The organism is Empedobacter sp. R750 (genome assembly GCF_030324345.1).
Lineage (GTDB): Bacteria > Bacteroidota > Bacteroidia > Flavobacteriales > Weeksellaceae > Empedobacter > Empedobacter falsenii_C.
The window spans coordinates 210,126-237,118 of sequence record NZ_JACAGF010000003.1; the positions used below are offsets into that span (position 1 = coordinate 210,126).

At 31.1% G+C, this 26,993-nt stretch carries 30 protein-coding genes; 22 read left to right on the top strand and 8 right to left on the bottom strand.

Annotation, left to right across the window (positions count from 1 at the left end):
- Nucleotides 1-6: 6 nt before the first annotated feature.
- From HXZ74_RS05075 to HXZ74_RS05115, 9 genes are all read left to right on the top strand, one after another.
- Nucleotides 7-1,257 (top strand): 3-deoxy-D-manno-octulosonic acid transferase, encoded by a 1,251-nt coding sequence (locus HXZ74_RS05075; RefSeq protein ID WP_286474138.1) that lies wholly within the window; start codon nucleotides 7-9, stop codon nucleotides 1,255-1,257.
- Between the two features lie 153 nt (nucleotides 1,258-1,410).
- Nucleotides 1,411-2,028 (top strand): porin family protein, encoded by a 618-nt coding sequence (locus HXZ74_RS05080; protein ID WP_286474140.1) that lies wholly within the window; start codon nucleotides 1,411-1,413, stop codon nucleotides 2,026-2,028.
- Nucleotides 2,029-2,163: 135 nt separating this feature from the next.
- Entirely contained in the window at nucleotides 2,164-2,541 is a 378-nt protein-coding gene (locus tag HXZ74_RS05085; protein ID WP_286474144.1) for a BlaI/MecI/CopY family transcriptional regulator, read from the top strand.
- An 84-nt stretch (nucleotides 2,542-2,625) separates the two neighbouring features.
- Nucleotides 2,626-4,260, top strand: a complete 1,635-nt coding sequence (locus tag HXZ74_RS05090) for a M56 family metallopeptidase (RefSeq protein WP_286474147.1) — start codon at nucleotides 2,626-2,628, stop codon at nucleotides 4,258-4,260.
- A gap of 54 nt (nucleotides 4,261-4,314) precedes the next feature.
- Nucleotides 4,315-4,929, top strand: coding sequence for a porin family protein (locus tag HXZ74_RS05095; RefSeq protein ID WP_280049087.1), 615 nt, complete (start codon nucleotides 4,315-4,317; stop codon nucleotides 4,927-4,929).
- A 129-nt stretch (nucleotides 4,930-5,058) separates the two neighbouring features.
- Nucleotides 5,059-8,169, top strand: a complete 3,111-nt coding sequence (locus HXZ74_RS05100) for a UvrD-helicase domain-containing protein (protein ID WP_286474149.1) — start codon at nucleotides 5,059-5,061, stop codon at nucleotides 8,167-8,169.
- Nucleotides 8,169-9,977 carry an excinuclease ABC subunit UvrC gene (gene uvrC / locus HXZ74_RS05105; protein ID WP_286474151.1) on the top strand — a complete coding sequence of 603 codons (1,809 nt, stop codon included), beginning with the start codon at nucleotides 8,169-8,171 and terminating at the stop codon, nucleotides 9,975-9,977. The genes HXZ74_RS05100 and uvrC overlap by 1 nt, the downstream gene beginning before the upstream one ends.
- The gene (locus HXZ74_RS05110) at nucleotides 9,955-10,398 is read left to right on the top strand and encodes a hypothetical protein (RefSeq protein ID WP_038331840.1); all 444 of its coding nucleotides are present in this window, start codon (nucleotides 9,955-9,957) and stop codon (nucleotides 10,396-10,398) included. Before uvrC ends, HXZ74_RS05110 begins: the two co-directional genes overlap by 23 nt.
- Before the next feature lie 89 nt (nucleotides 10,399-10,487).
- Nucleotides 10,488-10,988, top strand: a complete 501-nt coding sequence (locus HXZ74_RS05115; protein WP_286474152.1) for a DinB family protein — start codon at nucleotides 10,488-10,490, stop codon at nucleotides 10,986-10,988.
- A 284-nt stretch (nucleotides 10,989-11,272) separates the two neighbouring features.
- On the opposite strand, the gene gcvT is transcribed toward HXZ74_RS05115, so the two are convergent.
- Nucleotides 11,273-12,349: a glycine cleavage system aminomethyltransferase GcvT gene (gcvT, locus tag HXZ74_RS05120; protein WP_115001576.1), complete on the bottom strand. Its 1,077-nt coding sequence runs from the start codon at nucleotides 12,347-12,349 to the stop codon at nucleotides 11,273-11,275.
- Between the two features lie 78 nt (nucleotides 12,350-12,427).
- Nucleotides 12,428-12,790, bottom strand: a complete 363-nt coding sequence (locus tag HXZ74_RS05125) for a hypothetical protein (protein WP_115001578.1) — start codon at nucleotides 12,788-12,790, stop codon at nucleotides 12,428-12,430.
- A gap of 43 nt (nucleotides 12,791-12,833) precedes the next feature.
- On the opposite strand from HXZ74_RS05125, the gene HXZ74_RS05130 reads away from it, so the two are divergent.
- The 3 genes from HXZ74_RS05130 to HXZ74_RS05140 all read left to right on the top strand — a co-directional run bounded on the left by HXZ74_RS05130 (nucleotide 12,834) and on the right by HXZ74_RS05140 (nucleotide 14,390).
- The gene (locus tag HXZ74_RS05130; protein WP_181816327.1) at nucleotides 12,834-13,508 is read left to right on the top strand and encodes a YiiX/YebB-like N1pC/P60 family cysteine hydrolase; all 675 of its coding nucleotides are present in this window, start codon (nucleotides 12,834-12,836) and stop codon (nucleotides 13,506-13,508) included.
- Between the two features lie 362 nt (nucleotides 13,509-13,870).
- On the top strand, nucleotides 13,871-14,191 hold the full coding sequence (locus HXZ74_RS05135) for a hypothetical protein (RefSeq protein ID WP_115001582.1): 321 nt from the start codon (nucleotides 13,871-13,873) through the stop codon (nucleotides 14,189-14,191).
- Nucleotides 14,192-14,207: 16 nt separating this feature from the next.
- Nucleotides 14,208-14,390: a hypothetical protein gene (locus HXZ74_RS05140; protein WP_038331833.1), complete on the top strand. Its 183-nt coding sequence runs from the start codon at nucleotides 14,208-14,210 to the stop codon at nucleotides 14,388-14,390.
- Here HXZ74_RS05140 and HXZ74_RS05145 read toward each other — a convergent pair.
- The 4 genes from HXZ74_RS05145 to HXZ74_RS05160 are packed head-to-tail and all read right to left on the bottom strand — an operon-like array spanning nucleotide 14,387 to nucleotide 16,515.
- Complete coding sequence (locus HXZ74_RS05145; protein WP_286474153.1) at nucleotides 14,387-14,839, bottom strand: peroxiredoxin; 453 nt, start codon at nucleotides 14,837-14,839, stop codon at nucleotides 14,387-14,389. The two genes, HXZ74_RS05140 and HXZ74_RS05145, sit on opposite strands and share 4 nt — an antisense overlap.
- Entirely contained in the window at nucleotides 14,836-15,246 is a 411-nt protein-coding gene (locus HXZ74_RS05150) for a 6-pyruvoyl trahydropterin synthase family protein (protein WP_038331829.1), read from the bottom strand. The genes HXZ74_RS05145 and HXZ74_RS05150 overlap by 4 nt, the downstream gene beginning before the upstream one ends.
- A 12-nt stretch (nucleotides 15,247-15,258) precedes the next feature.
- On the bottom strand, nucleotides 15,259-15,774 hold the full coding sequence (gene idi / locus HXZ74_RS05155) for an isopentenyl-diphosphate Delta-isomerase (protein WP_115001587.1): 516 nt from the start codon (nucleotides 15,772-15,774) through the stop codon (nucleotides 15,259-15,261).
- Between the two features lie 27 nt (nucleotides 15,775-15,801).
- Nucleotides 15,802-16,515, bottom strand: coding sequence for a biotin--[acetyl-CoA-carboxylase] ligase (locus tag HXZ74_RS05160; protein ID WP_115001589.1), 714 nt, complete (start codon nucleotides 16,513-16,515; stop codon nucleotides 15,802-15,804).
- Nucleotides 16,516-16,608: 93 nt separating this feature from the next.
- Between HXZ74_RS05160 and rsfS the strand changes: the two genes are divergently transcribed.
- The 6 genes from rsfS to HXZ74_RS05190 all read left to right on the top strand — a co-directional run bounded on the left by rsfS (nucleotide 16,609) and on the right by HXZ74_RS05190 (nucleotide 21,594).
- Nucleotides 16,609-16,977 (top strand): ribosome silencing factor, encoded by a 369-nt coding sequence (rsfS, locus tag HXZ74_RS05165; RefSeq protein ID WP_038331822.1) that lies wholly within the window; start codon nucleotides 16,609-16,611, stop codon nucleotides 16,975-16,977.
- Between the two features lie 22 nt (nucleotides 16,978-16,999).
- Nucleotides 17,000-19,012 (top strand): ATP-dependent zinc metalloprotease FtsH, encoded by a 2,013-nt coding sequence (ftsH, locus tag HXZ74_RS05170; protein ID WP_038331821.1) that lies wholly within the window; start codon nucleotides 17,000-17,002, stop codon nucleotides 19,010-19,012.
- A 130-nt stretch (nucleotides 19,013-19,142) separates the two neighbouring features.
- Nucleotides 19,143-19,748, top strand: a complete 606-nt coding sequence (locus HXZ74_RS05175) for a hypothetical protein (protein WP_286474156.1) — start codon at nucleotides 19,143-19,145, stop codon at nucleotides 19,746-19,748.
- 2 nt (nucleotides 19,749-19,750) lie between these two features.
- Entirely contained in the window at nucleotides 19,751-20,599 is an 849-nt protein-coding gene (locus HXZ74_RS05180; protein ID WP_038331816.1) for a phosphatidate cytidylyltransferase, read from the top strand.
- Nucleotides 20,596-21,246, top strand: a complete 651-nt coding sequence (locus tag HXZ74_RS05185; RefSeq protein WP_038331813.1) for a phosphatidylserine decarboxylase family protein — start codon at nucleotides 20,596-20,598, stop codon at nucleotides 21,244-21,246. The genes HXZ74_RS05180 and HXZ74_RS05185 overlap by 4 nt, the downstream gene beginning before the upstream one ends.
- 84 nt (nucleotides 21,247-21,330) lie before the next feature.
- Nucleotides 21,331-21,594: a hypothetical protein gene (locus tag HXZ74_RS05190; RefSeq protein ID WP_286474159.1), complete on the top strand. Its 264-nt coding sequence runs from the start codon at nucleotides 21,331-21,333 to the stop codon at nucleotides 21,592-21,594.
- A gap of 19 nt (nucleotides 21,595-21,613) precedes the next feature.
- Here HXZ74_RS05190 and HXZ74_RS05195 read toward each other — a convergent pair whose 3' ends face one another.
- On the bottom strand, nucleotides 21,614-22,684 hold the full coding sequence (locus HXZ74_RS05195) for a glycosyltransferase family 2 protein (protein ID WP_286474161.1): 1,071 nt from the start codon (nucleotides 22,682-22,684) through the stop codon (nucleotides 21,614-21,616).
- Nucleotides 22,685-23,299, bottom strand: a complete 615-nt coding sequence (gene recR, locus HXZ74_RS05200; protein ID WP_125350515.1) for a recombination mediator RecR — start codon at nucleotides 23,297-23,299, stop codon at nucleotides 22,685-22,687.
- A gap of 107 nt (nucleotides 23,300-23,406) precedes the next feature.
- On the opposite strand from recR, the gene HXZ74_RS05205 reads away from it, so the two are divergent.
- The 4 genes from HXZ74_RS05205 to HXZ74_RS05220 all read left to right on the top strand — a co-directional run bounded on the left by HXZ74_RS05205 (nucleotide 23,407) and on the right by HXZ74_RS05220 (nucleotide 26,992).
- Nucleotides 23,407-24,945 (top strand): sodium:solute symporter, encoded by a 1,539-nt coding sequence (locus HXZ74_RS05205; protein WP_286474163.1) that lies wholly within the window; start codon nucleotides 23,407-23,409, stop codon nucleotides 24,943-24,945.
- 25 nt (nucleotides 24,946-24,970) lie between these two features.
- Nucleotides 24,971-25,753 carry a pyrroline-5-carboxylate reductase gene (gene proC, locus HXZ74_RS05210; RefSeq protein ID WP_115001606.1) on the top strand — a complete coding sequence of 261 codons (783 nt, stop codon included), beginning with the start codon at nucleotides 24,971-24,973 and terminating at the stop codon, nucleotides 25,751-25,753.
- 2 nt (nucleotides 25,754-25,755) lie between these two features.
- Complete coding sequence (locus tag HXZ74_RS05215; protein ID WP_115001608.1) at nucleotides 25,756-26,001, top strand: hypothetical protein; 246 nt, start codon at nucleotides 25,756-25,758, stop codon at nucleotides 25,999-26,001.
- A gap of 145 nt (nucleotides 26,002-26,146) precedes the next feature.
- A complete protein-coding gene (locus HXZ74_RS05220; protein WP_038333118.1) occupies nucleotides 26,147-26,992 on the top strand; it encodes a transketolase in 846 nt (281 codons plus the stop codon).
- The last annotated feature ends 1 nt before the right edge of the window (nucleotide 26,993 follow it).

Consider the following 26,993-nt stretch of genomic DNA (forward strand, 5'->3'; position numbering starts at 1 on the left):
AACATTGTGCAAGGATTTTATAACACATCAATTAAGGCGTACGGAATGGCGCTAAAATTGGCTTCGAATTTTAACGAAAAAGCAAAACTTTGGGTAGATGGAAGAAAAAATTGGGAAGAAAAAATAGCTTCTAAAATTTCAGAAACCGATAAAGTTTTGTGGGTACATTGTTCATCTTTAGGCGAGTTTGAGCAAGGTCGACCTGTTATCGAAGCATTGAAAGAAAACTATCCAACACATAAAATTGCTGTTTCATTTTTCTCGCCTTCTGGTTATGAAATTAGAAAGAATTATCAAGGTGCAGATGTTATTTTTTATTTGCCTTTGGATACAAAATCGAATGCAGAAAAGTTGATAAAAGTACTTCATCCAGAAATTTTGATTTTGGTGAAATACGAATATTGGTTCAATTTGATTACCGAATTACATCAGCAAAACATTCCGACAATTGTAGTTTCGTCTATTTTTAGAGAAAGTCAAAACTTTTTCAAGAAAAATGGAAAAAATTGGTTTGCGAAAAAATTAAGTTTAATCAATCATTTCTTTGTTCAAAATCAAAAGTCAAAAGATTTATTAGATTCTATTCAAATCACTCAAAATACAATTGCGGGCGATACCCGATCTGATCGTGTCAAACAGATCATTCATCAAGATAATCAATTGGATTTTATGAATGATTTTAAACAAAATTCGAAATTAATTGTGGTTGGAAGTTCTTGGCCAAAAGATGAAGAATTATTTGTGAATTTAATCAATCAAAAATTAAATAATGATTGGAAAATTGTTTTTGCGCCACATAATTTGAATGATACTGAAATCAATTCTTTTCTGAGTAAAATCAATCAAAAAGCTGTTAAATTTTCAGATTTAGAAAAAACTTCGCAACAAGATTTAATCGATTCGAAAATATTTATTCTCAACACAATTGGTATTTTATCAAAAGTCTATTCTTATGCAGATATTACCTATATTGGCGGAGGTTTTGGTGCAGGGATTCATAACACGTTGGAAGCGGTAACATTTGGAAATCCTGTGGTTTTTGGTCCTAAATACAAGAAATTTCAGGAAGCTGTGGATTTGATTGAAATTGGCGGAGGATTTTCTATTGCGAATCAACATGAATTTGATACAATTATGAATCGTTTGATTAATGATGAAAATTTCCGAAAAGAAAGTGGAAAAAAAGCGGGAGATTTCGTTCAAAATTCACCAAATGCGACTAAAATTATTTTAGAATATTTAGATGATATTTTGTAAATCTTAAAATTTTATCAATTTTTAACAAAAAAGGCACAGAAATTGTGAGTCAAAAAAGCATTATTGATTTTTTAAAGATGTAAATCAATCTTTTGTATGAATAAAACTTTACTTTTGAATTAAATATATAACTCAGACTTAAGTAATAAAAAAATGAAAAAACTAATCTTAGGAATAGCACTTTTTGGTGGATTAAGTGCAGCAAACGCGCAAATTGATTTAGGAGTAAAAGGAGGTCTTAACTTCCCAACTTTATCTGGTGATTCAAGACAATTATATGAAAATCAAACTAAATTCAGAACTGATTTTTATGTGGGAGGTTATGCAAACTATAAAATAACGGATCAAATTAGTTTTCAACCAGAGTTATTGTATTCTAAGCAAGGAGCAGGATTGAAAACAAATGATAACTCAAAAGCTAAATTAATTACACATAATATTAACATTCCGTTGATGGGACGTTATGAAATTATGGATGGATTAAATGTTGAATTTGGTCCGCAATTGGGTTTCTTGGTTTCTGCTAAAGAGAAATATGAATTAGGTAAAGAAAATACAAAAATAAAAGCTACTGACAATTTCAAAACATTTGATTTTGGATTAAATTTTGGTGCAGCTTATAAAATAACAGATGAATTAGAGATTAATGCTCGTTTTACAAAAGGATTGTCAAATATTAATGATTATTATCCGCAAACAGTTAATGACAATTACAAAATTACAAACACATATTTTAGTGTAGGTGTAGCGTACAAATTAGCAGAAATGTAATTCATTTCAAATCAAAAATATAGGAAGGAGCTTTTTGCTCCTTTTTTTTGTGCTTTATCGTTAAATAATTGCAAAATAAATTTGCTATATTAAATTAAATTCTATATTTGTAGTAACAAAAATACAGTTGTAGATATGAAAGTTAAATTATCAAGAAGAGAAGAGGAAGTGATGGAAGTTATTTGGAGCGGAAAACAAGTTTTCGCGAAAGATATTATCGATTCTTATGACGATCCAAAACCTGCGAATACTACAATTTCTACCTTATTAAAAAGGATGTACGACAAAGGCTATATTGATTACGAGCAAATGGGAAACTCGCGTCGATACTATGCTTTGGTAAAAAAAGATGATTATTTTTCGAAAGAAGTAAAAGGAATGATTTCGAACTTCTTTAATAATTCGGCAACGCAATTTGCTTCATTTTTTGCAAAATCAAACAATATGTCAGTCGAAGAATTAGAAAAATTACGTGACATAATTGACAATGAAATAGACCGTAAAAAGAAATAGCCTATGGTTGCGTTTTTTATAAAATTTATTCTTTGTTCCGGATTTTTATATTCTTTTTATAAACTTTTTTTGGAACGTGAAAGCATGTATAAAATCAATCGATTTTATCTGTTGTTTTCGTTGATATTTTCGTTAATCGCGCCTTTGTACAAAATTGATTTACCTATAACAGCGACGGAAACGAATATTTCGCCCGAATTATTGGCTTTTTTGATGCAAAATCCTGAATTGTTGCAACAAGAAAAAGGAATTAATTTTGGTGATATTTTAAATACTATTTACATTTTGGTTGGTGCAATTTTTCTTGTAAGATTTATCTACAATTTGTACGAATTGATGTTCAAAATTAAGACTGAAGAAAAAATCAAAGATCAAGAAATTACATATATTCTCGATTTAGATTCGAATCAACCATATAGTTTTTGGAAATATATTTTTATTCCGAAAAAGCAACTGAAAAGTTTGCATCAAAACTTAATTGATCACGAAAAAGCGCATTGTATTCAGAAACATAGTTTGGACATTTTGTTGATAGAGATTTTTCAAATTCTTTTTTGGTTCAATCCGTTTATTTATTTCTATAAAAAATCAATCAAACTAAATCATGAGTTTTTGGCAGATGAATATGTTTTGCAAAGAAACTCAGATTTGAAAACTTATCAACATCAAATTTTGGATTGTATTGCAACGCAAAATCCATCGATGATGGCGAGTAATTTCAATTTTATTCTAACCAAAAAGCGCCTACTTATGATGACAAAAAATACATCAAAACGAAAAGTAAAAATTCTGTCTTTTGCTTCTTTGCCTTTTATATTGAGTGCTTTTGTACTTTTTAGTCAAAAATCGTTTGCGCAAGAAGTAGAGAAAAAAGCTCAAAAAGTGGAACAAGCGTTGGAAAAACCTGTTCAATCGCAAACCCAAATTCTTCTTGGACAAGCAACTACTTTAAGAGATTCGCTTCTCAAAACTGATCAAGTTAAAACAGCTACTCCAATAGAAAAAGTGATTACGAAAGATGAGTTAAAAACGATTTTGAAAAGTAATCCGCAAAACAAAATTATTTTGAATGATGCTGGAGATATTATTCTGAATGATTCTATCAAAATAAAAGATATTGTCTTGAAAAAAGAGTTGGTTCCGACAATTTTATATGGAACAGATGGAAAAGTTTTGCGAAAAATTGATCCAAAAGAAATAGAAAAAGTTTTTGTAAGAAAAAGCGGAGATGAAAATTTCATTGAAATTATTAAAAAAGATTCAAGCATTATCAAAATTTTCAAATCAGAAAAAGGTATTCCGAATATTGATAAAAAAGTAACAACGGCTAAAATGCCAACGGTAAAAAATAATATTACGTTGAAAAATGGTTATTCAATTTACACGGACAAAAACGGCGTTGAGCATAGAATTATTAGTTCAGAAATTGATAAGGTTTATATTACAAATAATAAAAATGGTGAATTTGATTTATCCAAATCTCCTAAAACAATTACAAGTTTAAAAGTTAATAATATAAATAGTGATGATGTGAATATTACGATTCTTCCAAAGAATGGATATTCAGTAGAATATAAATTTACGGAATCTAATGAATCATTATCTAAACAATTAGATAAAAAGCGAACAGAGTTGAAGCTTGATGAGCAAAATACTAAAAAGCAAATAAAAGAAATCGAAATACTACAAAAAGGAGAGCGTAAAAAGAATAAAAGTTAGTACCTTTTTTACATTATTGTTATATCTTTACTCAAACTTTAAAATTTTACTTATATGAAAAAATGTTTATTTTTTATTCCATTATTAGCTTTCGCTATTAATACAAATGCTCAAACTAAATTTGGAGCTAAAGCAGGTCTTAATGTATCAAATTTATCTGGAGATAACCAAAATGCTGATGCAAAAGTAGGTTTTCATATTGGAGGTTATGCTAATATAAAATTTGCTGAGAAATTTGCGTTTCAACCTGAATTGTTATATTCAGCTCAAGGAGCTAAACAGTCAGGACAAATTTATGTTAATCAAGAAATTGGAAATGTTAATGCAGACGTGAAATATAAATTAGATTATATTAATGTTCCATTAATGATCAAATTCTATCCAACTCAAAATTTTAATATTGAAGCTGGACCTCAAGTTGGTTTCTTAGTTAATGCAAAAGCTAACGTTAAAACAACAGCTTTAGGACAAAAAATAGACACTGATCAAGACATGAAAGATTACTTAAAATCTACAGATTTTGGTTTAAACATTGGATTAGGATATGAGTTTTCAAATGGTCTTAATGCAGGAGCTCGTTACAATTTTGGACTTTCAAATATCTCTGATGAAAACGGTGGAGATATAAAAAATTCTGTATTTTCAGTTGGTTTAGGATATTCATTCTAATCATTCTTTTATAACATATTCTCAAAAAAAGGAAACTCGCACGAGTTTCCTTTTTTTTATACGTCATGTTTTGGCATTCTGATTTTCTATTTTTGAGAAGATTGTTTAACTTTCCTAAAAATTCAGAATTTGTTACAAGCAGGCGATTTCAAAATTTACAATGCTTCCGCTGGAGCAGGTAAAACTTACACATTGGTAAAGGAATTTCTTTCGTTGTTATTGACGAATGAAAGCGATTATCATTTCGAACATATTTTAGCCATTACGTTTACCAATAAAGCGGCTGGCGAAATGAAGGAACGTATTATCGAAACTTTAGAAGAAATTGCTAAAAATCCTAACCCAAAAGAAGATCGTTATATTCTCGAATTAGCTTCGGAACTGAATTTGAAGCCTGAAATCATCAAGACAAAAGCATACAATATTCTGATTGCGATTCTTCATAATTATTCCAAATTTTCGATTTCCACAATTGATAAATTTAATCTTCGATTGATGAAATCTTTTGCGCAAGATTTAGGTTTATCAATGAATTTTGATGTCGAAATGAATACAAATGAAATCATTAATGAATCGGTTGATTTGTTGTATTCAAAAATTGGAGAAGACGAAAAACTAACGCAAACAATGATCAAAATTGCGTTGGATAATATGGACGAAAATAAATCGTGGGATATTCGAAAAACACTTTCTTCAGACACTTCGGACATTTCTAATGATCGTCATTTGCAAGATTTAGAAAAATTAAAAAACATTTCGTTAGACGAATTTATTCGTTATCGAAATGTTATTTTTGATGATATAAAAACTTTGAAAGATGGTTTGATTACAATTGGAAATGAGTTTTTCGAATTGCTTGCAAACAATGGAATTTCGGTAAATGAATTACCAGGAAAAAGTCGAGGAATTGCTGCTTTTTTCCAGAAATTAAAAAACTTTGATGGTTTTGGTTTAATTTTACCAACCGATGCGAATACAAAAGATATTTTGGAAGACGGTTACCTTTCGAAAGTGAAAGAGGCAATAGCAGAATCTATTTTTCCTCAAGTGAAAGATTTGTTCGAAAAAGCTGCGAACATCAATGATCACTTACTTTTGTTAACCTCCATTCAGAAAAATATATCCTCAATTTCGTTGATTAATGAAGTTGAAAAATCATTGGATTCGATCAAAAAAGATTCAAATGTTTTGTTGATTAACGAATTCAATACTATCATCAGTAAAAATCTGCAACAACAACCTGCCAATTTTATTTATGAGCGAATTGGTTCGCGTTACAATCATTATTTTATTGATGAATTTCAGGATACATCGACGTTACAATGGAATAATCTGAATCCGTTGGTCGAAAATGCACGCGCGCAATCTGATACGATTATGTTGGTTGGTGATGCAAAACAGTCCATTTATCGTTGGCGAGGTGGAAATCCTGCACAAATGATTGATTTAATTGATCGAAAAGAGGAAGAAAATATTAAAGTTGAAGAATTAGAAAAAAACTGGCGAAGTCACGAAAATATTATTCAATTTAACAATGAATTGTATTCGTTTATCGCGCCACAACTCAATTTGCCGAGTTTTCAATATTTGTACGAAATCGGAAATAAACAATTAACTAATCATCAAAAAGATGGTTTTGTCAAAATAAATTTCATTGAGCAAGAAGGTCGTTCGAAAGATTTATTTAAAGAACAAAATTTAGAATTGGTTCTTAAAACAATTGAAGATTGTCGAGCAAATGGTTTCTCATTAAATGATATTGCGATTTTGGTTCGTAGTAATGCGCAAGGGATTTTGTTAGCGAAATATTTGACCGAAAATAATTTGGTTGTGATTTCTAATGAAGCTTTGTTGTTAAAAAATTCATTCGAAATTCAATTGATTGAATATTTGTTCAAAATCACCTCAAATCCTCAAGACGAGCAATCAAAAATTCGTTTTTTGATGGTGGCTTATGAATTAGAATTATTCAAAACGGATGATTTAACAATCACAGTTGAAAAAGCTTTAAAAGGAGATTTGCCAAAGTTTTTAAAATTAACCAAATCAGTTGGGATAGATTTAGATTTTATTCAAGATCAAAACCTTTCGTTGTATGATTTTACAGAAAAAGCGATTCGAACTTTACATTTACAAGAGCGTTCGCCCGCTTATATTTTAAGTTTTTTGGATGTTATTTTAGAGTATTCATCGAAAAATGAATCAGATCTGAATTCATTTCTTGAGTTTTGGTCGACAATCAAAGATAAAGCGAGTATCAAAACGCCAAAAGGTGTCGATGCGATTCAGATTATGACGATTCACAAATCAAAAGGCTTGGAATTTCCAGTTGTAATTTTGCCGTTTTTAGATTGGCAAAGTAAGAATTCTAAAATTTGGATTCCATTACAAAAAGATGAAGAAAATCCGTTCGAAACATTTTATGTTGGAATTAATAATGAATTAAAATCAATCAAAAACGAAGCGATAAAATCGAAGATTGACGAAGAAGAAAATTTGGTTCAATTGGATGAAATTAATACACTTTATGTTGCAACAACGCGTGCAAAAGAGCAATTGTATATGATTGCGCTAAAACCGAAAGAATCTTCGAAATCAAAAAATATTGCAAATTATTTACACGAGTTTGTTTCGTATAAAGGTTTTTCTGAGGATGAAATTATTTTGAAAGGTTCTCCTGAACGAATTTCAACTCCAAAAATCATAGAAAATTCTTCGGCTGAATTAAAAATTTATTCTTCGGATTGGAATACGCGTTTAGTAATTAATACCAATTCGGAAAAAGCGCAAGAAAAGTTGAAATTCACCGAATTTGGAAATACAGTTCATAACATTTTATCGCAAATTGTTACACAAAATGATTTGCCAAAAATCATTGAAAGTGAAAAACAACGTGGTACAATTTCAGCCGAAAATGTAGAACATCTGCAAAAAACCTTGCAAAATTTATTACAAGATGCTAAATTAGTTCCATATTTTGCTGAAGGTTTAACGGTTTTGAATGAGCGCGATTTTATTGATGAAAATGGACAAATTTTCAGAGCCGATCGTGTGGTAATTGATGCAGAAAATAATTGTTCGATTATCGATTATAAAACTGGTCAACCCGATTTAGATCATCATTTTCAAGTAAATAGATATGCCAATTTTTTTAGAAATTTAGGTTATAATATTCAGACCAAAATCTTGATTTATATTGATGATGAACAGCAAAAAATAAATGTTGTAGAGGTATTTTGATGAATGAAAATGTAAAATTAAAATTAGCGAGTTTACCCGAAACGCCCGGTGTTTATCAATATTATAACAAAAAAGGAGATTTGTTATACATTGGTAAAGCGAAAAACTTGAAGCGTCGCGTGAATTCGTATTTCAATAAACAACACGATTCGAAACGTTTGCGTGTTTTGGTGAGCAATATCGATAACATCGAAACGATAAACGTTAATTCTGAATATGATGCTTTGTTGTTGGAAAATAATTTGATTAAAGAGCATCAACCACGATACAATATCCTGTTAAGAGATGACAAAACCTATCCTTGGATTTGCATCAAAAATGAACGATTTCCTCGTATTTTTTCGACTCGAAATGTTATCAAAGATGGTTCGGAATACTTTGGACCATATTCTAACGGAAAAGCGATGAAAGTTTTGTTAGGTTTGATAAAAGAATTGTATCAACTAAGAACGTGTTCGTATGATTTGAGTGAAAAAAATATCGAAAATCATAAATTCAAAGTTTGCTTGGAATACCATATTGGCAATTGTCTTGGACCTTGTGAAGCTTATCAAACAGAAGAAGAATACAACGAGCAAATTTCGGCAATTCGTAATATTATCAAAGGAGAATTTAACGAAGCAAAGCAATATTTGATTAACCAAATGACAAAATATGCATTGGATTTGAAGTTTGAAAAAGCGCAAATGATTAAAGAAAAAATCGAAGTGTTACAGAATTATCAATCTCGATCTACAATTGTTTCGCCTACGATTACCAATGTTGATGTTTTTTCGATTACGTCGGACGAAGAATATGCCTATGTCAATTTTATGAAAATTTATCATGGCGCAATTATACAGTCCCATACAGAGGAATGGAAAAAGAAATTGGATGAAACGGACGAAGATTTATTGGAACGCGCAATTATTGATTTTTCGGATCGATTTAATTTAACTTCGAAAGAAATTTATGTTCCGTTCGAATTGAGTTTAGAAATTCCGTTCAGAAAAATTACCGTTCCGAAAATTGGCGATAAAAAACATATTGTCGATTTATCGTTAAAAAATACACGAATTTATCGTTTAGAAGAGCTCAAACAAACCAAAATCGTCGATCCTGATCGTCATACAAATCGTATCATGAATCAGATGAAAGTTGATTTGCGTTTACCTGCAGAACCTCGACATATTGAAGGTTTTGATAACTCTAACATTCAAGGAACGAATCCTGTTTCGGCTTGTGTGGTGTTCAAAAATGGAAAACCAAGTAAGAAAGATTATCGCATTTTCAATGTTAAAACCGTAGAAGGACCGAACGATTTTGCGACGATGGAAGAAGTGATTGAAAGACGATATTCGAGAGTTTTGGCTGAAGGAGAATCTTTGCCTCAATTAATTTTGATTGATGGTGGAAAAGGGCAATTAAGTTCGGCTCTAAAATCTATTGATCGTTTAGGATTGCGCGGAAAAGTTTCGGTGATTGGAATTGCGAAGCGTTTAGAAGAAATTTATTATCCAGATGATCCTTATCCGTTATATTTAGACAAAAATTCTGAAACCTTGAAAGTGCTTCAACATGTGCGAGATGAATCGCATCGATTTGGAATTACACGTCACCGAAATCGACGAAGTAAAAATGCTTATAATTCGGTTTTGGAAGAAATAGAAGGTATCGGTCCGCAAACAATTAAAGAATTATTAACAAAATTTAAATCGGTCGAACGAATAAAAAATGCATCTTTGTTAGAATTAACCGATTGTATAGGAAAATCTAAAGCAAAAAAAATAAAAGATTATTTTTCGAATGATGAAAAATCTACTAATTGACAGAGATTTAACGTCTCTTTTGAACAATCCAAAGCTACAAGCCACTTTGGCAATTGTTCCTATCACTTTATTTGTACTTGGCTTGTTAAGTTATTTTGGAATTTTTTATTCGATGTTTAGTACGCTCGATGTGCAGCTAGGACATTCAGGAAGTTCTAAATCGCTATTGAGTGCGTTATTAGGAAATCTTATCATTTTTATCTTCTTGGTATTGATGAGTTTTTTCACTGGCGTGATTTCTTTTGTATACTTTATTGTGCATGCTTTAAAGAATCCAAATTTGATAAAAAGTGATGATCGCTTGGTCTGGATTACGATTATTATTTTTGGAAATGGAATAGGAATTTTTGTCTATTGGCTGACTCAAATCAAGCGAAAAAAACCTCGTCCAATTATTGATTTATACACAGACGATATCTAAAAATATAAACTGCTTTACAATTTAGTAAAGCAGTTTTTTTTATGAATTATTTCAAAAATTTGTACCTTTTAACTACAAATCAAAACAACATGAAAATAGTAGAATTATTAGCAAAAGAATTGCAAAACGAGTTTCAAATTACCAAAGAATTTATTGCAAGATTCCCTGAGGATAAAACGACATACAAACCTCATGAAAAAAGTATGGACATTACAATGTTGACGAATCATATTGTCGAAATATTTGCTTGGCCAGCTTTGATTTTAACAACTGATAAATTAGATTTTGCTACAGGAGATTACAAACCGACAAGTTTTACTTCTGTGCAAGATTTACAAAAGAAATTAGACGAAGATTACGAAGCGGGTGAAAATTCCTTGAAAAACGCAACGGATGAAGAATTGAATAATAATTGGAAAATTGTTGCTGGTGATACAGTCTTCGCAGATTTTACAAAATATGAAGCAATTCGTCATGCACTAAATCAAATCACACATCATCGCGCTCAATTAGGGGTATTTTATCGTTTATTGGGAATAGATTTACCTTCTAGTTATGGACCAAGTTCTGATTCTCAAAAGTTTCAATAAAAAAAGACCTCTTAAATAAGAGGTCTTAAAATCATAATTAGTGTTAATTGTATTACTGATTAGTAATATTGTTATCTCAAAAATATAACATATATCATATTTAAACAAATCTAAGTTGTGTTTTTTTTAAGAAATATTAACAATTTTATAATATTCGTAGTTAATAATCTATTTTATTGATTTTATCTAAAAAAGACATCTATAAAAGTATCAATTAATATGAATTCATAAAAAAAGCTTTCGAAATTCTCGAAAGCTTTTTTATATTTTGACTTTATATTGTTTTAAACAAAAGGAGTTTTTACAACTTCTGCTAATACATTTTTATCACGAATCTGAATTCTGATTGTTGTTCCAACTTTAGCAAAATCTGTGTGAACATATGCTAAACCAATTCCTTGTTTCAACATTGGAGATTGCGTTCCAGAAGTTACAATACCGATTGTATTCTCATTGTCATCTACAACTTTATAATCGTGGCGAGGAATTCCTCTTTCAATCATTTTGAAACCAACTAATTTTTTCTCAACTCCAGCCTCTTTTTGAGCTTTCAAAATATCAGAAGAAATAAAATTTGTATCCAATTTTGTTACCCAAGCAAGACCAGCTTCTAATGGAGTTGTGTCATCGTTGATATCATTTCCGTATAAACAGTAACCTTTCTCTAAACGCAATGTATCACGAGAAGCCAAACCACAAGGCTCGATATCGAAAGATTTTCCAGCTTCCATCACCTTATCCCACATTTCGTTTGCTTGTTCATTCGCGAAATAAATCTCGAAACCTCCAGAACCAGTGTAACCTGTTGCAGAAATAATCACATTTTCCATACCTGCAAATGTACCAATTGCGAAATGATAGAACGGAATTTCAGCTAAATTAACATCTGTCAACGATTGCATTGCTTCAATTGCTTTTGGACCTTGGATTGCTAACAAAGACATCTCATCAGATTTGTTTGTTAACTCTGCACCAAACGTATTGTGTTTGTTCATCCATTCCCAATCTTTATCGATGTTAGATGCATTTACAACTGCCATCCACTCATCATCAGAGATTTTATAAATAATTAAATCATCTACAATTCCTCCTTTTTCGTTTGGCATTGCATTATATTGAGCTTGACCAATTGCAACTTTCGTTACATCATTAGTCAATAAGTGTTGTAATAAGTCTGTTGCTTTTTCTCCTTTTACAAAAAATTGTCCCATGTGAGAAACGTCAAAAACACCAACTTTTTCGCGAACAGCAAAGTGTTCTTGGTTAACACCTGCGTATTGCACTGGCATTTCATATCCAGCAAAAGGAACCATTTTCGCACCTAAATCTTTGTGCTTTTGGTTTAATGCAGTTACTTTCATTGTTTGTTTGCTTTGATAAGTTTATAATTCTCCCAAAAATAAGGAATTAATTGTTAGGAAAATTTCTTAAATAGAAGATTATCTAATTTTGTGAATAATTTTTAAATTCCCTTCCGTCGCTTTATACGGCTCGAAACGCATAACCGATTTTCCTTTACCAAATTTGTTCATAAACTTTTCGTTTATTTTTCCTGATAATTTCAATGGTTGACAACCTTCGCAAGGAATAATCAAAATGGTATCGTTTGTTTTACCTTTTACTTTTACAATTTCGTACGAATAATCTGTATCCAAACGAGAATTAATAACATTTTCAATTGGTTTATCGAAGCTCTCAATAAAGAAAACACGTCGATCTTTGTTGCTTCCAATAATAATTGCAGCACCAACTAAAATCAATAAAACGACAATTGATATGGTTAAAATTTTTTTAAAATCCATCTTTTTGGTTAATTCGTGGATTAAAAGTAATAATTCATTCCGAATGAAAAAAATATTCGTTTTATTTCCTATCTTTTTACTCCTATTTACATTGACAATGAATAGTTGTACAAAATCAAAAATATTAAAAGAAAAACATTCAATTTCATTACAAAATATTCAAAATGGAGATTTGATTTTTGTTGGTGCGCAAACCGAAGAACTTTCGGGTGCGATAAATAGAGTGACAAAAATAAATAATGAAACCAATTTTGATCATGTTGGATTGATCGAAAAAACGGCTGATTCTATTTTTGTTCTACATGCTGCTCCAATGGGCGGATCGCAACGAGAAGAAATTCATCATTTTTATACTTCTCAAACCGAAAAAAATAATAAAATTGTCATTTATCGTCTCAAAAATGAATATCAATCTACGATTCCTCATGCAATTGAAAAAGCTAAAACAATGCTCGGAAAGCCTTATAATTGGTTATATATTCTGAATGATGACGAATTATATTGTTCCGATTTTATAGAAAGAGCTTTTCGTGATGATAACGTTTTTGAACTAATTCCTATGAATTTTAAAAACAAAGGAACCGGAATTATTGATGATTTTTGGATAGATTTTTATCGTAAAAAAGGAAAAGATGTTCCACAAAATGAACCAGGAACAAATCCAAATCAATTAGCAACTTCTGAGAAATTAGTTAGGATTGGAGAAATAACTTTATGAAAAAGAAAAAAATAATAGAAATTGTATTTCTAATAATATGCTGCACATTTCTCTATTTTAATTCTAACTATTATATAAATAATCAGAATTGGAAATATAGAAATGGATATCATATTGGAGATATCTTGGAAAAATCTAAAGGAGTTTCTAACAATGAAACTCAGTATTGTTTTGGATATATTTTAATTATAAAAAATAATCAAACCAATGAAAAAGGATATTATATTAGAAAATAATATGAAGCAATAACAAATATCTAGTTTCTAACCTTTACTTTTCATTAACCGCAAAAGAAACAAGTTTCGAAGTTCGAATTAGAGAGTTGAAGTTTTAAGACAACCCTAAACATTATAAATTAATAAATGAGAAATCGTAAAAAACTACTAGACAAATCTATCTGCCTAATCCTAGAAAATTCAAATAAAGAAGATGACATAAAAGTATATTATGGCAAAGTTTTAAAAGATAAAACTGGATCATATTATTTTACTGATAATTCATCAACAATACATTTAACTTTAGATGAAGAAGATTTAGACAATGCGAAAGTAATAACCCAAGAAAAACAGAAAGAAAATGAAATATTTAGAAACTGTGATTATTCTATTTGGATAACAGTAAATATTATTGAAATTGATGAACCAACAGATGACATGAAAAAAACTAATATGAAATGGGATTAATCCCTACTTTTACCACATGAAACAAAATATCATTTATAGTATCATTTTCTTTTTCGTGTTGTTTGGACTAAAATATCTGTTTGATAAAAGCGATGTACAAACAATGTTGGTTTATTCGGCAATTGGAACGGTTATCTTTTTTATTTATCGCGTTGTTGTAAGAAAAATGTTATACAAACAAAAAGACCAAGAAAACTAATTTTCTTGGTCTTTTTTTATTGCTTTCATCGCTTCCTCGATGTGCGTTTCGGCAACATTTGAAACAATGTGTTTGATTAATTTTCCTTGTTTATTGAATACAAAAGTTTCTCGTGGTGTGATTAAGCCAAATTTCTTTTTAATTCCTAACAATTTCGACAACTTTGCGCCTTTATCAGAAAGTAACGGAAAGTTGAGTTGATGTTTTGTATAAAACTTTTCGTGAGAAGATGTTGATTGTCCATTTATTCCAACAATCACAGCATCCAAAGCATTAAATTCTGCATTTACATCACGAAATTGACAGACTTCTTTTGTACACATTGGCGTAAAATTCATTGGATAAAAGAATAAAACAAAATATTTTTTGTACAAAAACTCGTCCGAATTAAACCAATTTCCTTTATTATCCTCCAACGAAAAAGTTGGAATGTGATCACCTAATTTCATTCGCCTGCGTATTCTACGAAATTACGTGGAGTTTCGTATAAGGTTACTTTCAATTCTAAATCAGTCGCTAATTTTGCTCTAATTTTATTCCAAATCAAAATCACAATATTTTCGGCAGTTGGATTGATAGTTTTAAATTCTTCAATATCAACATTCAGATTTTTATGATCCAAATAATCTTCAACTTCAACCGCGATAATTTTTCGTAATTCGTCCAAATTCATCACAAAACCTGTTTCTGGATCAACTTCACCTTTCACCGCCACAATAATTTCATAATTGTGTCCGTGATAATTTGGGTAAGAACATTTTCCGAAAACTTCAAAATTCTGTTCATCGCTCCAATTCTTGTTAAACAATCGGTGCGCAGCGTTAAAATGTGCTTTTCTGTTGACAGTAACTTTCATCTGTATAAATTTTTATTCTTCGATATACGAAACGTAATGTTCAAAAATTATTTTGAACCAAGCTGTATAATTCTGAGGATTTTTTTCCATATCTTTTTTCAAATCATCCAATTCTACCCAACGATAAGCCATCACTTCATCAGGATTTAGCTTTGGTTCGTCATCAAATGTTCCGATAAAAACATGGTCTAATTCATGCTCAATCAAATCATTTTCTAAATGTGCTTTGTAAATGAAATTAAATTTATATTCTAATTCGCAATCAAATCCCATTTCTTCTTCCAAACGTCTGTGCGCCGCTTGTTCGTATGTTTCGTTATCGCGCGGATGACTACAACATGTATTCGTCCACAACGTTGGCGAATGGTATTTGCTCGCAGCTCGTTGCTGAATCATCAATTCTCCTTTGGAATTGAATACAAAAACAGAAAATGCACGATGCAACAAACCAGCTACATGAGCCTGTTGCTTCTCCATCAATCCTAATTTTTGATCGTCCTGATCAACTAAAACTACAAATTCTTCCATAAAACAAAAATAACCATTTATGTAGGATTAAAAAAGAAGTTCGATTTCTTTGTGCTTAAATTCTCGCAATGCTTGATTGATTTCGATCAGTAAATTTCCCGCTTCATTTACATCTCTAATAATTCCGTCCACTTCTACTCCATCCAATCTAAAATGCGAGATTTCATCTTTTCTAAAAAGATTATCTAAATATGTTTGATGAATTTGTTCGAAATTTTTCTGTTCTAAAATTGGATATTCATTTTCGAAATGATGCATTAAATCTGCCAAAATTTCCTCGATGTCATATTCTTTGTCAGTTACTTTTCGAATAGATGTTGCTTTTGGTAAGTGATTAAAATCAGCTTGATTGACATTAATTCCTATTCCAATTACAGAATTCATTATTCCATTGGAACGATGATTTTCGATTAAAATTCCGCAAACCTTTTTATCATTTAAAATGATATCATTTGGCCATTTTACGTTAGATTTTGGATGAAATTGTTTTAAAAATAGACAAATAACATTTGAAATCCATTCATTAAAATAAATTAATTCTTGAAAACTATAATCCGTTTTCAGCAAAAAACTAAAGGTTAAATTTTCTCCTGCGACAACTTTCCACTCATTTCCTGCGTAACCTTTTCCTTTTGTTTGATTTTTAGCATGTATGACAGTCCAACTATTGGCATCTTTTTTGGACAAATCCACCAAGAACTCATTCGTATTAGGCAAAGAATCAAAACTAATTAAATACATTTTTTTTACTATTTTTATAGAGTGGTTAAAGTTATTTTAAAAAGTTTAAACTTTAATAAGGATTCACTAAATTTGCGAATTACAAAATAAAAGATGATAGATACTCAATATACAAAAGACTTGCTAGATAGCATTGTTGACGGAATTACAAATGTTAAAGGAGAAGAAATTACAATTCTAGATTTACGCGAAATTGAAAATGCATTTTGTCAATACTTCGTTATTTGTACCGGAAACTCGAATACACAAGTTAGTGCTTTAGCTGGTTCGATTGAAAGAACTGTAAAAACAGAAATGTCAGAAAGACCTTTTCATGTAGAAGGAACGCAAAATAATCAATGGGTTTTGTTGGACTACACTAATGTTATTGTCCATATTTTCCAAAAAGAATACAGAGAATATTACGATATCGAAAGTCTTTGGGGTGATGCTGTAGAGACGCGTATCGAAATGGAATATTAATCATAACTGAAACCAAAAAAAATTGAAAAAAAATAATTTTAAACCTTCGGGGTTTAATCCTACATGGATATATGCCATTATTGGATTATTGCTGATTGCCTTTCTATTATTTTCTGATAATATTGGAGGTGCCGGCGGAACTACTAAAAACATAGACCGTACGACTTTCCTTTCTTATGTAGAAAAAGGTTACGTAAAAGAAGCCAATCTAGAAAAAGAATCAGGACGTGTAAGTGTATATTTAACGGACGCAGCTCTCAATACTGAAGAATTTAAAAAGTTTAAAAAATCAAACGAGACTTTAAATCCTTTTGCTACAGGTGCTCCAAACTTTATTTTCAATGTTGCTGATGCAGGAAATTTTGAAAAAGATTTTTATGCTAACGTAGAAAAGAGCCCAAATAAAACTGCCGTTCTTAACACACAAATTTCAAATGGTTTTGGAAGTTTGTTTATGAATCTTTTCATTTCATTGATTTTCTTCGGATTAATCTACTTCTTACTATTCAGACGAATGGGCGGAGGTGGATCTGCTGGAGGTGGCGGAGGAATTTTCTCTGTCGGAAAATCGAAAGCGAAATTATTTGAAGGTGATGATCATATCAAAACAACTTTCAAAGATGTTGCAGGTTTAGAAGGTGCAAAAGAAGAAATTGAAGAAATCGTTGAATTCTTGAAACACCCAGAAAAATTCACAAAATTAGGTGGACGTATCCCTAAAGGAGCCTTATTAGTAGGACCTCCAGGTACAGGTAAAACCTTATTAGCAAAAGCTGTTGCTGGAGAAGCGAAAGTGCCTTTCTTCTCATTATCAGGATCAGATTTCGTAGAAATGTTTGTGGGAGTTGGTGCATCTCGTGTACGTGACTTATTCAAAAATGCAAAAGAAAAATCTCCTTCAATTATCTTTATTGATGAGATTGATGCAATTGGTCGTGCACGTGGAAAATCAAACTTTACAGGTTCTAATGACGAACGCGAAAATACATTAAACCAATTATTAACAGAAATGGATGGTTTCGGAACAGAATCTAACGTAATTGTGATTGCTGCAACAAACCGTGCTGATGTATTGGATAAAGCATTAATGCGTCCAGGTCGTTTTGACCGTATTATTCACGTTGATTTACCTGAATTAAACGAACGTAAAGAAATCTTCGCGGTTCACTTACGTCCATTAAAATTAGGTGAGGATGTAGAAATCGAATTTTTAGCAAAACAAACGCCAGGTTTCTCTGGTGCAGATATTTTCAATGTTTGTAATGAAGCGGCTTTAGTTGCTGCTCGTAAAAACAAAGAAGTCGTAGAAAAACAAGACTTTTTAGATGCTGTTGACCGTATTATTGGTGGATTAGAGAAGAAAAGTAAAGTGATTAAACCTTCTGAGAAAAAACGTATCGCTTATCACGAAGCAGGTCACGCTACAATTGGTTGGTTAACAGAACACGCTGCGCCATTGGTTAAAGTAACTATCGTTCCTCGTGGACGCTCATTAGGTGCCGCTTGGTATTTGCCAGAAGAAAGACAAATTACAACGACAGAACAATTGTTAGACGAAATGTGTATGACAATGGGTGGTCGTGCTGCTGAGGAAGTTGTTTTCAATAACATTTCTACAGGTGCATTAAGTGATTTGGAAAAAGTAACAAAACAAGCTTCTGCAATGGTAAGTATTTACGGATTGAACAAAGAAGTTGGTAATGTTTCTTATTATGATTCATCTGGACAAAATGAGTATGGTTTCAGCAAGCCTTATTCAGAACAAACTGCTCAGGTAATTGATAAAGAAGTAAAAACAATGATCGAAGCTCAATATGATAGAGCAAAAGATATTTTACGTGAACATCGCGATCAATTAGATGTTTTGGCTCAAAAATTAATTGAGAAAGAAGTGATTTTTAGAGAAGATTTGGAAGAAATTTTCGGACCAAGAAAATTTGTAAGCGAATTGGATCAAATCGAAGAAAAACAAGAAGAAGCTATAGAAGCTGGTCCAGAACAAGTGATTCAACCAGAAGCTGGAAATGATATTTAATCAAATTCATTCAAAATAATAGAAAAAATCGTCCAAATCGGACGATTTTTTTTTTACTTCTTATTATATTGTTAAAAATTATTACCTTTAGGCTGTAATTGATTAATTTCATATAAAATCATGAGTTTTCATGTGGAAAGCAATTAAAAACCTACTTAAAAAAGCTACTGAAAAATCAGCAGAGAATTCAGATGATAATCACATTGATTTATTTCATCCGAATTATGCTGACCAAAAGATTTCTATGGATGAAGTCTTTGCTACAAACTTTAATGTAGGTGGTGGACATTTTTTATTTTGTGATAATATAGAAGAGGCTTCTAAAAACCTTAAAGAGATTGTCAATTACGAAAATGTGACCGAATTAATTTGTCCTGATCCACGCTTACAACAAATTCTTAATTCAGTCAATATTCCTTTTGTCGAAAATCCATGTGATTCTCGTTATACGCTTAGTTTTCTTAGTTGCGAATTTCTGATTGCTTTTGATGGAAGTATTATGTTATCGGCACATCAAACTTATGGTAGAAATATTGCTGATTTTCCGTCAAATTTTATTATCTATGCACGCCCGTCACAATTAGTGGAAAATGTGAGTGTGGCATTACAGAAATTACGAACATTAAAAAAAGACAACCTTCCATCTAAAATAACTTCGATTCGTGGAAAAAATATGCACAAATTTCCGAACGTAGACAATGCGAAGAATATTTATTTGTTATTGGTTGAAGATTAGCTATGAAAAATTTAGCAATTAGAGCTTTCTCTGGACTTATTTACGCACTTATTATATTTTTCGGGACAACGATAAACCCAAAAGGTTTGATTGTTTTGATGATGGTTTTTGGACTTTTTTGTTTGTACGAATTTTTTAAAATTACTAATCTTACCAATAAACTTTATCAATTAGGAGCACTTTTAGCTGCCTTAGTTGTTTTTGGCTATTATGGAAAAGAATTTTTAGAAGCTTTCGAAACTTCGAATCATTACTATTTTCATTTAAGAAGTTTGTACTTCATCATTCCAGTTTTATTTGTTTTTAGTATTTATATTATTTTCAAATCAACCAACGAATTGTTGAACGATTTTGGAAAAGCTACTTTAGGATTAACATACGTTATCGCACCATTTGCCTTAGCCTTAACTTTACCTAGTTTTGATTATAATTTAGGCGAAAAAGTAATGCATTACGAAGTATTTTTCGTTTTCTTATTACTTTGGTGTAGTGACACATTTGCCTATTTAACAGGAAACTTAATTGGAAAACACAAATTAGCACCTAAAATTTCGGGAGCAAAAACGTGGGAAGGATTTTTTGGAGGAATAGTTTTTACTTTATTAGCTGGATTCTTAATTCAGAAATATTTTGGAGAAAACTTGCACGGAAACTGGATGATTATTGGTTTAATCGTTGCTGCATTAGGTCCATTAGGAGATTTGACAGAATCTAAATTAAAACGATTTTTCAATGTAAAAGACAGCTCTAACCTTATTCCAGGACATGGTGGTTTTTTAGATCGATTAGATAGTTTTATATTTGTCGTACCATTTGTTTATTTATATTATTTATTAGTATATACTTTATGAAACTTCACAGAGAAGGAACAGCAATTTTGATAGGTTGCTTAATTTTATTTGCAATCGCTACAGGAGTATTACATTACTTTTTTCCTGTATATGGCTTTTATTTTGCCTTACCATTATGGATACTTTATGGATTTATCGTTTGGTTTTTCAGAAATCCAATTCGAGAATCAGATTCATCTGAAAATTGCGTGATTGCGCCTGTAGATGGAAAAGTTGTTGTACTAGAAGAAGTATTTGAAAGCGAATTTTTGAATCAAAAATGTATTCAATTATCGATTTTCATGACACCTCTTAATGTACATGTAACGCGTTATCCTGTGAATGGAAAAGTGATTTATTCGAAATATCATCCAGGAAAATTTTTGGTTGCATTTCATCCAAAATCATCAGAATTAAATGAAAGAACAACTGTTGTTGTAGAAAATGCAGATCATACAAAAGTTCTTTTCAGACAAATTGCAGGTGCAGTTGCACGAAGAATTGTTTGTTACAGTAAAGAGAATGACGACGCTGTTGCTGGTAAAGAATATGGTTTTATCAAGTTCGGATCGCGTGTTGATATCTTTTTACCACTTGATACAGAGATCAATGTAAAGGTTGGAGATAAAACAAAAGGTGGAATTCAGAAAATTGCACAATTGAAATAAATCAGTTAGTTGAACTCGATGTTTTTAACTAATTTTGTCAAAACAATATATAATAATATACCCATACAATAAATTTTGTAAGACATGAAAAAATTAATTCTTTTAGTAGCTGTTGCAGCATTCGCTACTTCTTGTAACTCTAAAGCAAGTGTAAATCACGGAGTTCTTCCAGTTGTTCACGAACTAGCTACTGCAGAAGAAATGCACCACAAATCTGAAGCTGCTCACGAAGGTCACGGAAAACATGAGGAAGCTGTTGAAGAAAAACACGAAGAAGTGAAAGATTCTACAAAAACGGCAGAAACTCCGAAAATTGAGAAAAAAGATACTGTAAAAGCTGGTCATTAAGATTCAGCTTTTTTTGTTTTTATAGATTTATAATCTGTTTATCATCGCCTATTACATAATTTTTATTTTTAGGACGAATATAAAATGAACGTAAAGAAGAGTTATTTTCAGAAATGATTGATAAAATCTCTTGATAAGTAAACAAACTTGTATCAATTGCAATATGATTATTTGATAAAGATTTGAAATCTGATTTCTTATTTATCCAAAATAAATCTTCTGCATTTACTTCTATTTTAGAAGTATTTTTAGGTGAATGTAAAGAAAATTTAAATAATTGAATTAAATATTTAATCAAAATTCCCGAACGTAAAAATTGATAATGCAACCAATTTTTTTGATAATATTTCGCCAAGAAAATCATCATTGCTTCAAAAAAATGTTTATAATATTTTTTATCCTTTTTCGTACTTTCTCCTTTGTAATGTAAAACCGTTATATCTCCTTTATAATAATTTTTATAACCAGCTAATTCTGTACTAAAAGACAAATCTATATCTTCTCCGTACATAAAATAACGTGGATCAAATCCTCCAATTTCCTGATAGATTTTCTTCGTGGTAAACATAAAAGCGCCTACTAAAATTTCACAAGAAGCAATTTCAAATTCATCAACTTCTAATTTGTAATAATTATTTTTCTTTGAATGATTAAATCGACTATACAACTTAGAAAATGAATTTTTAGCTGTCGGAATATTTCGTTTAGATTCTGGATGAAAATTGCCGTTTGTATCTATCATTCGTACTCCCACAAAACCTATTTTTTCTTTTGACTGATGAAATTCAATCAAAGATTCGAATAAATTCTCTGGAATAATTGTATCTGGATTAAGAATTAGGATATATTCTCCCAAAGCATTCTCAACCCCAATATTATTCGCTTTTGCAAAACCAAGATTCTCTTTTTGAAGTAAAAAGTTTACAGTAGGAAAAGTTTTTTTTAGGAATGTAAAATCAATTTCCGATGAATTATTATCAATTACAATTATTTCGCCATCTACATTTTTTAAAGCCTCCTGACACGAATCAAGACAAAGCTCTAAATGTTTTGGCGCATTATAACTAACAATAATTATCGATAATTTCATTTAAAATTTATTTTCTGAATACGGGATTCGATGTTGTATAGAACGAACCAGCGTCGCTTCGTCTGCATATTCTAACTCATCTCCTACACCAAGACCTCTTGCAATGGTAGAAAAAATAATTTCGGCATTCTTTAATTGTCGGTACAAATAGAAAACAGTTGTATCTCCTTCCATTGTCGAACTTAAAGCAAAAATTATTTCCTTCACATTTTCATTTTGAACACGATCAACTAACGTTTGAATATTCAATTGACCAGGTCCAATGCCTTCCATTGGAGAAATCTTTCCTCCTAAAACGTGATATTGTCCTTTAAATTGTCCTGTATTTTCAATAGCCATCACATCACGCACATCTTCCACTACACAAATTATAGTTTCTTCTCGCAATGGATTGTTGCAAATATCACAAACCTCATCATCAGAAATCGTATGACAATGTTGACAATATTTAACATCATTCACCAAATGAGAAAGCGCTTCGGACAAAGCCGTCGTTTGAGATTTGGGACGATTTAACATATGTAAAACAAGTCGCAAAGCTGTTCTCTTTCCTATTCCTGGCAAATTTGACATTTCTTCTACAGCTCGCTCTAAAACCTTGCTTGGGTAATTCATTCGTTCAAAAAATTATAGACAACAAATTTACAATTTTATCTTCGGAAAATTAATCTATCATCATTCACTCAAAAATATTAAATTTGGGCTTATTTACTAAATAAATTATGAACTCAACAATTTTACTACTTTGTGTTATCGTATACTTTGTAGGACTTTTAGTGATCTCTTACTTCACCAGTCGAAATTCTGACAATCAATCTTTTTTTAACGGAAACAAAAAAAGTAAATGGTGGTTAGTGGCTTTCGGAATGATTGGAACAAGTCTTAGTGGCGTTACTTTTATTTCGGTTCCGGGAACGGTCGGAAAATTAACTGGTTCCGAATATATTTACGGAGGATTCGAATATTATATGATGGTAATCGGATTTTTTCTTGGTTATTTTATCGTCGCTGGCGTATTACTTCCGCTCTATTACCGTATGAATCTGACCTCGATTTACACCTATTTAGGAAAGCGTTTCAATGTTGAAGCACATAAAATGGGATCAGTTTTCTTTATTATTTCCCGTGGAATTGGCGCAACAGCACGTTTATATTTAGTTGTAAATGTGTTACAAATATTTTTGTTAGACAATTTAGGTGTTCCATTTTGGGTAACAACATTTGTCTTATTATTGATGATATTATTATACACGTTTGAAGGTGGAGTAAAAACAATTGTCGTAACAGATACCTTGCAAACATCGTTTATGATTATTAGTTTGATTGCGTGTATTTGGTTTATCCTTTCGCATCTTAATTTATCTGTTGGTGAAGCTTACGATATGATGCAAGCGAAGAATTATACACATTTCATTAATCTTGATCCAAATTCGAAAACTTATTTCTTAAAAACAATTTTGGGCGGAATGTTTATCACAATTGCAATGACTGGTCTTGACCAAGAAATGATGCAAAAAAATATTTCGGTTGATAATCTTCAAAACTCGAAAAAGAATATGTTGACGTTTGCTGGAACATTATTGATTGTGAATTTAGCCTTCTTATTTTTGGGTGGATTGCTTTATTTATACGCAATGAGTGAAGGTGGTTTTTATACTGCTGATGGTTTCTTTATGGAACAAGGCGGACAAAATATTATGGGTGATGATATGTTTCCTGCGCTTTCGCTTTTAGGACATCATTTCCCAATGATTATTTCTGTAATTTTTATTATTGGATTAATTTCTGCCTTATTTCCTTCTGCCGACGGAGCTTTAACAGCGGTTACAAGTTCATATTGTGTCGATTTATTAAACATCAACGAGGACAAAGAAAAGTCAGAAAAAGAGAAGAAAAAGATTCGTATTCGTGTTCACTTGATTTTCACGGTAGTTTTCTTTATCTTGATTATGGTTTTCAAAGCGATTAACAACAAATCTATTGTTTATCTTGTGATGGAAATTGCAGGTTATACATACGGACCGTTATTAGGATTATTTGCTTTCGGAATTTTAACGAAACGTAACATTTACAAAAAATATTCAATTATTACAGTTGCGATTTTAGCGCCTATTTTTACCTATATCATCAACGAATTAGTGATCAATTTTACCGATTACAAAATTGGTGTTGAATTAATCATTCTGAATGGTTTATTAACTTTTATCGGTCTATGGTTGGTAAGTTCTAATCGTCAAAAAGAAACAATTATTCATTCATAATCAGAACAATTAACACTCTACAACTATGAAAAAAATCGCCATTATTGGAGCAGGAAATTTAGGAATTTCTATAACAGAGGGTTTAATTAAGAATAAAGCATTCGATCCAAATCAAATTATCGCTACAAGAAATAATTTGAATCAAATTGAACATCTTAAAAAGCTTGGTGTAACGATTACAAATGATAATCATTTTGCTGTAAAAGAAGCTGATTATATTCTGTTGTGTGTAAAACCGTACAAAGTGGAAGAAGTTTTGACGCAATTAAAAGACGATTTTACGACCAATAAAATATTAATTTCAGTTGCAACAGGAATTTCATTGCAAACGTATCAAAATATTTTATCACAAGGTATGTCAATTTTTCGTGCAATGCCTAATACAGCTGCTTCTGTGGAAGAATCGATTACATGTATTTGTGGAAATTCGAAAGATGAAAACATTTTAAATGAAATCAAAACGATTTTCAATCCAATTGGCGAAACAGTTGTTATAAATGAGGAGTTGATGAATGCAGCGACTGTAATTGGCGCTTGCGGAATTGCTTATGTTTTACGATTTATAAGAGCAATGATTCAAGGTGGAATCGAAATTGGATTTGACACACAAACTGCTACAAAAATTGTGACACAAACTGTAAAAGGAGCTGCTGAATTATTAATAGAAAACGGTTTGCATCCAGAACAAGAAATTGATAAAGTGACGACACCAAAAGGTTGTACGATTGCTGGATTAAATGAAATGGAACATCAAGGATTTAGTTCTGCTTTAATAAAAGGAATTAAAACTTCTTTTGATAAAATATAATTATGGAAAAGAAATTAAAATTAATCTGGGATTTTTATGGTCCCGATGCTATACCAACTGCAAAACATCATGCAGTTCACCTGAAACAATACGCAGAAAAAGAAAAGTTACAAAGTACATTTTCTGAATTTGTAGAGGTTGAACCAGAATATGCAGTTGCTTATTTGGTGGTGGTAGAATCTGAAATGATACAAGTTCGTGACGCTTTGATCCCTCACCGTGGCGAATGGCATTCGGAAGAAGAATAAATAAAAAAGACGAAGTTTAGCTTCGTCTTTTTTATTGTTTTAAAAATCGCATAAAATCTCCTCCCCAATTGTAGTGATTTATGTTCTACGATTTTTTTGCCCTACAAAAAAGGATTATTTTTGTTCAAATTTTTATAAACAAACAATGACACTTCAAGAACTTCAAACACAAGTACAACAAACAAGGAGAGATATTTTGAGAATGGTACATGCCGTAAATAGTGGACACCCAGGTGGATCATTAGGTTGTGCAGAATATTTTGCTGCATTATACGGTAAAATCATGACTTACTCTACAGACTTCTCTATGGACGGAAAAGGAGAAGATTTATTCTTCTTATCAAACGGTCACATTTCACCAGTTTTCTACAGCACATTAGCTCGTTCAGGATTTTTCCCAGTAAGCGAATTAGCTACATTCAGAAAATTAGATTCTCGTTTACAAGGTCACCCAACAACACACGAAGGTTTACCTGGAATTCGTATCGCTTCTGGTTCTTTAGGACAAGGCTTATCTGTTGCTTTAGGTGCTGCGCAAGCAAAAAAATTAAACAACGACGATAAATTAGTTTACACATTACACGGTGATGGTGAATTACAAGAAGGTCAAGTTTGGGAAGCTTTTATGTATGCTGCTGGTAAAAAAGTAGATAATGTAATTGCAACGATTGACTACAATGGTCGTCAAATTGATGGTGACACAGACCACGTTTTACCTTTAGGAGATTTGAAAGCTAAATTAGAAGCTTTTGGATGGATTGTTTTAGAAGAAAAAAATGGAAATGACTTAGAAAAAGTAATTGCTATTTTAGAAGAAGCTAAAACATTAACAGGAAACGGAAAACCAGTTTCAATTTTATTACACACAGAAATGGGTAATGGAGTTGATTATATGATGGGAAGCCACTCTTGGCACGGAAAAGCGCCTAACGATGAGCAATTAGCATCTGCATTAGAGCAAAATCCTGAAACTGAATTGACAGATTATTAAT

Bases quoted from the DNA above. Each gene is read 5' to 3' on its own strand.
- HXZ74_RS05080 (WP_286474140.1), top strand. From the start codon at position 1,411: ATGAAAAAACTAATCTTAGGAATAGCACTTTTTGGTGGATTAAGTGCA.
- HXZ74_RS05085 (WP_286474144.1), top strand. From the start codon at position 2,164: ATGAAAGTTAAATTATCAAGAAGAGAAGAGGAAGTGATGGAAGTTATT.
- HXZ74_RS05090 (WP_286474147.1), top strand. From the start codon at position 2,626: ATGTATAAAATCAATCGATTTTATCTGTTGTTTTCGTTGATATTTTCG.
- HXZ74_RS05095 (WP_280049087.1), top strand. From the start codon at position 4,315: ATGAAAAAATGTTTATTTTTTATTCCATTATTAGCTTTCGCTATTAAT.
- uvrC (WP_286474151.1), top strand. From the start codon at position 8,169: ATGAATGAAAATGTAAAATTAAAATTAGCGAGTTTACCCGAAACGCCC.
- HXZ74_RS05110 (WP_038331840.1), top strand. From the start codon at position 9,955: ATGATGAAAAATCTACTAATTGACAGAGATTTAACGTCTCTTTTGAAC.
- HXZ74_RS05115 (WP_286474152.1), top strand. From the start codon at position 10,488: ATGAAAATAGTAGAATTATTAGCAAAAGAATTGCAAAACGAGTTTCAA.
- gcvT (WP_115001576.1), bottom strand. From the start codon at position 12,349: ATGAAAGTAACTGCATTAAACCAAAAGCACAAAGATTTAGGTGCGAAA.
- HXZ74_RS05125 (WP_115001578.1), bottom strand. From the start codon at position 12,790: ATGGATTTTAAAAAAATTTTAACCATATCAATTGTCGTTTTATTGATT.
- HXZ74_RS05130 (WP_181816327.1), top strand. From the start codon at position 12,834: ATGAAAAAAATATTCGTTTTATTTCCTATCTTTTTACTCCTATTTACA.
- HXZ74_RS05135 (WP_115001582.1), top strand. From the start codon at position 13,871: ATGAGAAATCGTAAAAAACTACTAGACAAATCTATCTGCCTAATCCTA.
- HXZ74_RS05140 (WP_038331833.1), top strand. From the start codon at position 14,208: ATGAAACAAAATATCATTTATAGTATCATTTTCTTTTTCGTGTTGTTT.
- HXZ74_RS05145 (WP_286474153.1), bottom strand. From the start codon at position 14,839: ATGAAATTAGGTGATCACATTCCAACTTTTTCGTTGGAGGATAATAAA.
- HXZ74_RS05150 (WP_038331829.1), bottom strand. From the start codon at position 15,246: ATGAAAGTTACTGTCAACAGAAAAGCACATTTTAACGCTGCGCACCGA.
- idi (WP_115001587.1), bottom strand. From the start codon at position 15,774: ATGGAAGAATTTGTAGTTTTAGTTGATCAGGACGATCAAAAATTAGGA.
- HXZ74_RS05160 (WP_115001589.1), bottom strand. From the start codon at position 16,515: ATGTATTTAATTAGTTTTGATTCTTTGCCTAATACGAATGAGTTCTTG.
- rsfS (WP_038331822.1), top strand. From the start codon at position 16,609: ATGATAGATACTCAATATACAAAAGACTTGCTAGATAGCATTGTTGAC.
- HXZ74_RS05175 (WP_286474156.1), top strand. From the start codon at position 19,143: ATGTGGAAAGCAATTAAAAACCTACTTAAAAAAGCTACTGAAAAATCA.
- HXZ74_RS05180 (WP_038331816.1), top strand. From the start codon at position 19,751: ATGAAAAATTTAGCAATTAGAGCTTTCTCTGGACTTATTTACGCACTT.
- HXZ74_RS05185 (WP_038331813.1), top strand. From the start codon at position 20,596: ATGAAACTTCACAGAGAAGGAACAGCAATTTTGATAGGTTGCTTAATT.
- HXZ74_RS05190 (WP_286474159.1), top strand. From the start codon at position 21,331: ATGAAAAAATTAATTCTTTTAGTAGCTGTTGCAGCATTCGCTACTTCT.
- HXZ74_RS05195 (WP_286474161.1), bottom strand. From the start codon at position 22,684: ATGAAATTATCGATAATTATTGTTAGTTATAATGCGCCAAAACATTTA.
- recR (WP_125350515.1), bottom strand. From the start codon at position 23,299: ATGAATTACCCAAGCAAGGTTTTAGAGCGAGCTGTAGAAGAAATGTCA.
- HXZ74_RS05205 (WP_286474163.1), top strand. From the start codon at position 23,407: ATGAACTCAACAATTTTACTACTTTGTGTTATCGTATACTTTGTAGGA.
- proC (WP_115001606.1), top strand. From the start codon at position 24,971: ATGAAAAAAATCGCCATTATTGGAGCAGGAAATTTAGGAATTTCTATA.
- HXZ74_RS05215 (WP_115001608.1), top strand. From the start codon at position 25,756: ATGGAAAAGAAATTAAAATTAATCTGGGATTTTTATGGTCCCGATGCT.
- HXZ74_RS05220 (WP_038333118.1), top strand. From the start codon at position 26,147: ATGACACTTCAAGAACTTCAAACACAAGTACAACAAACAAGGAGAGAT.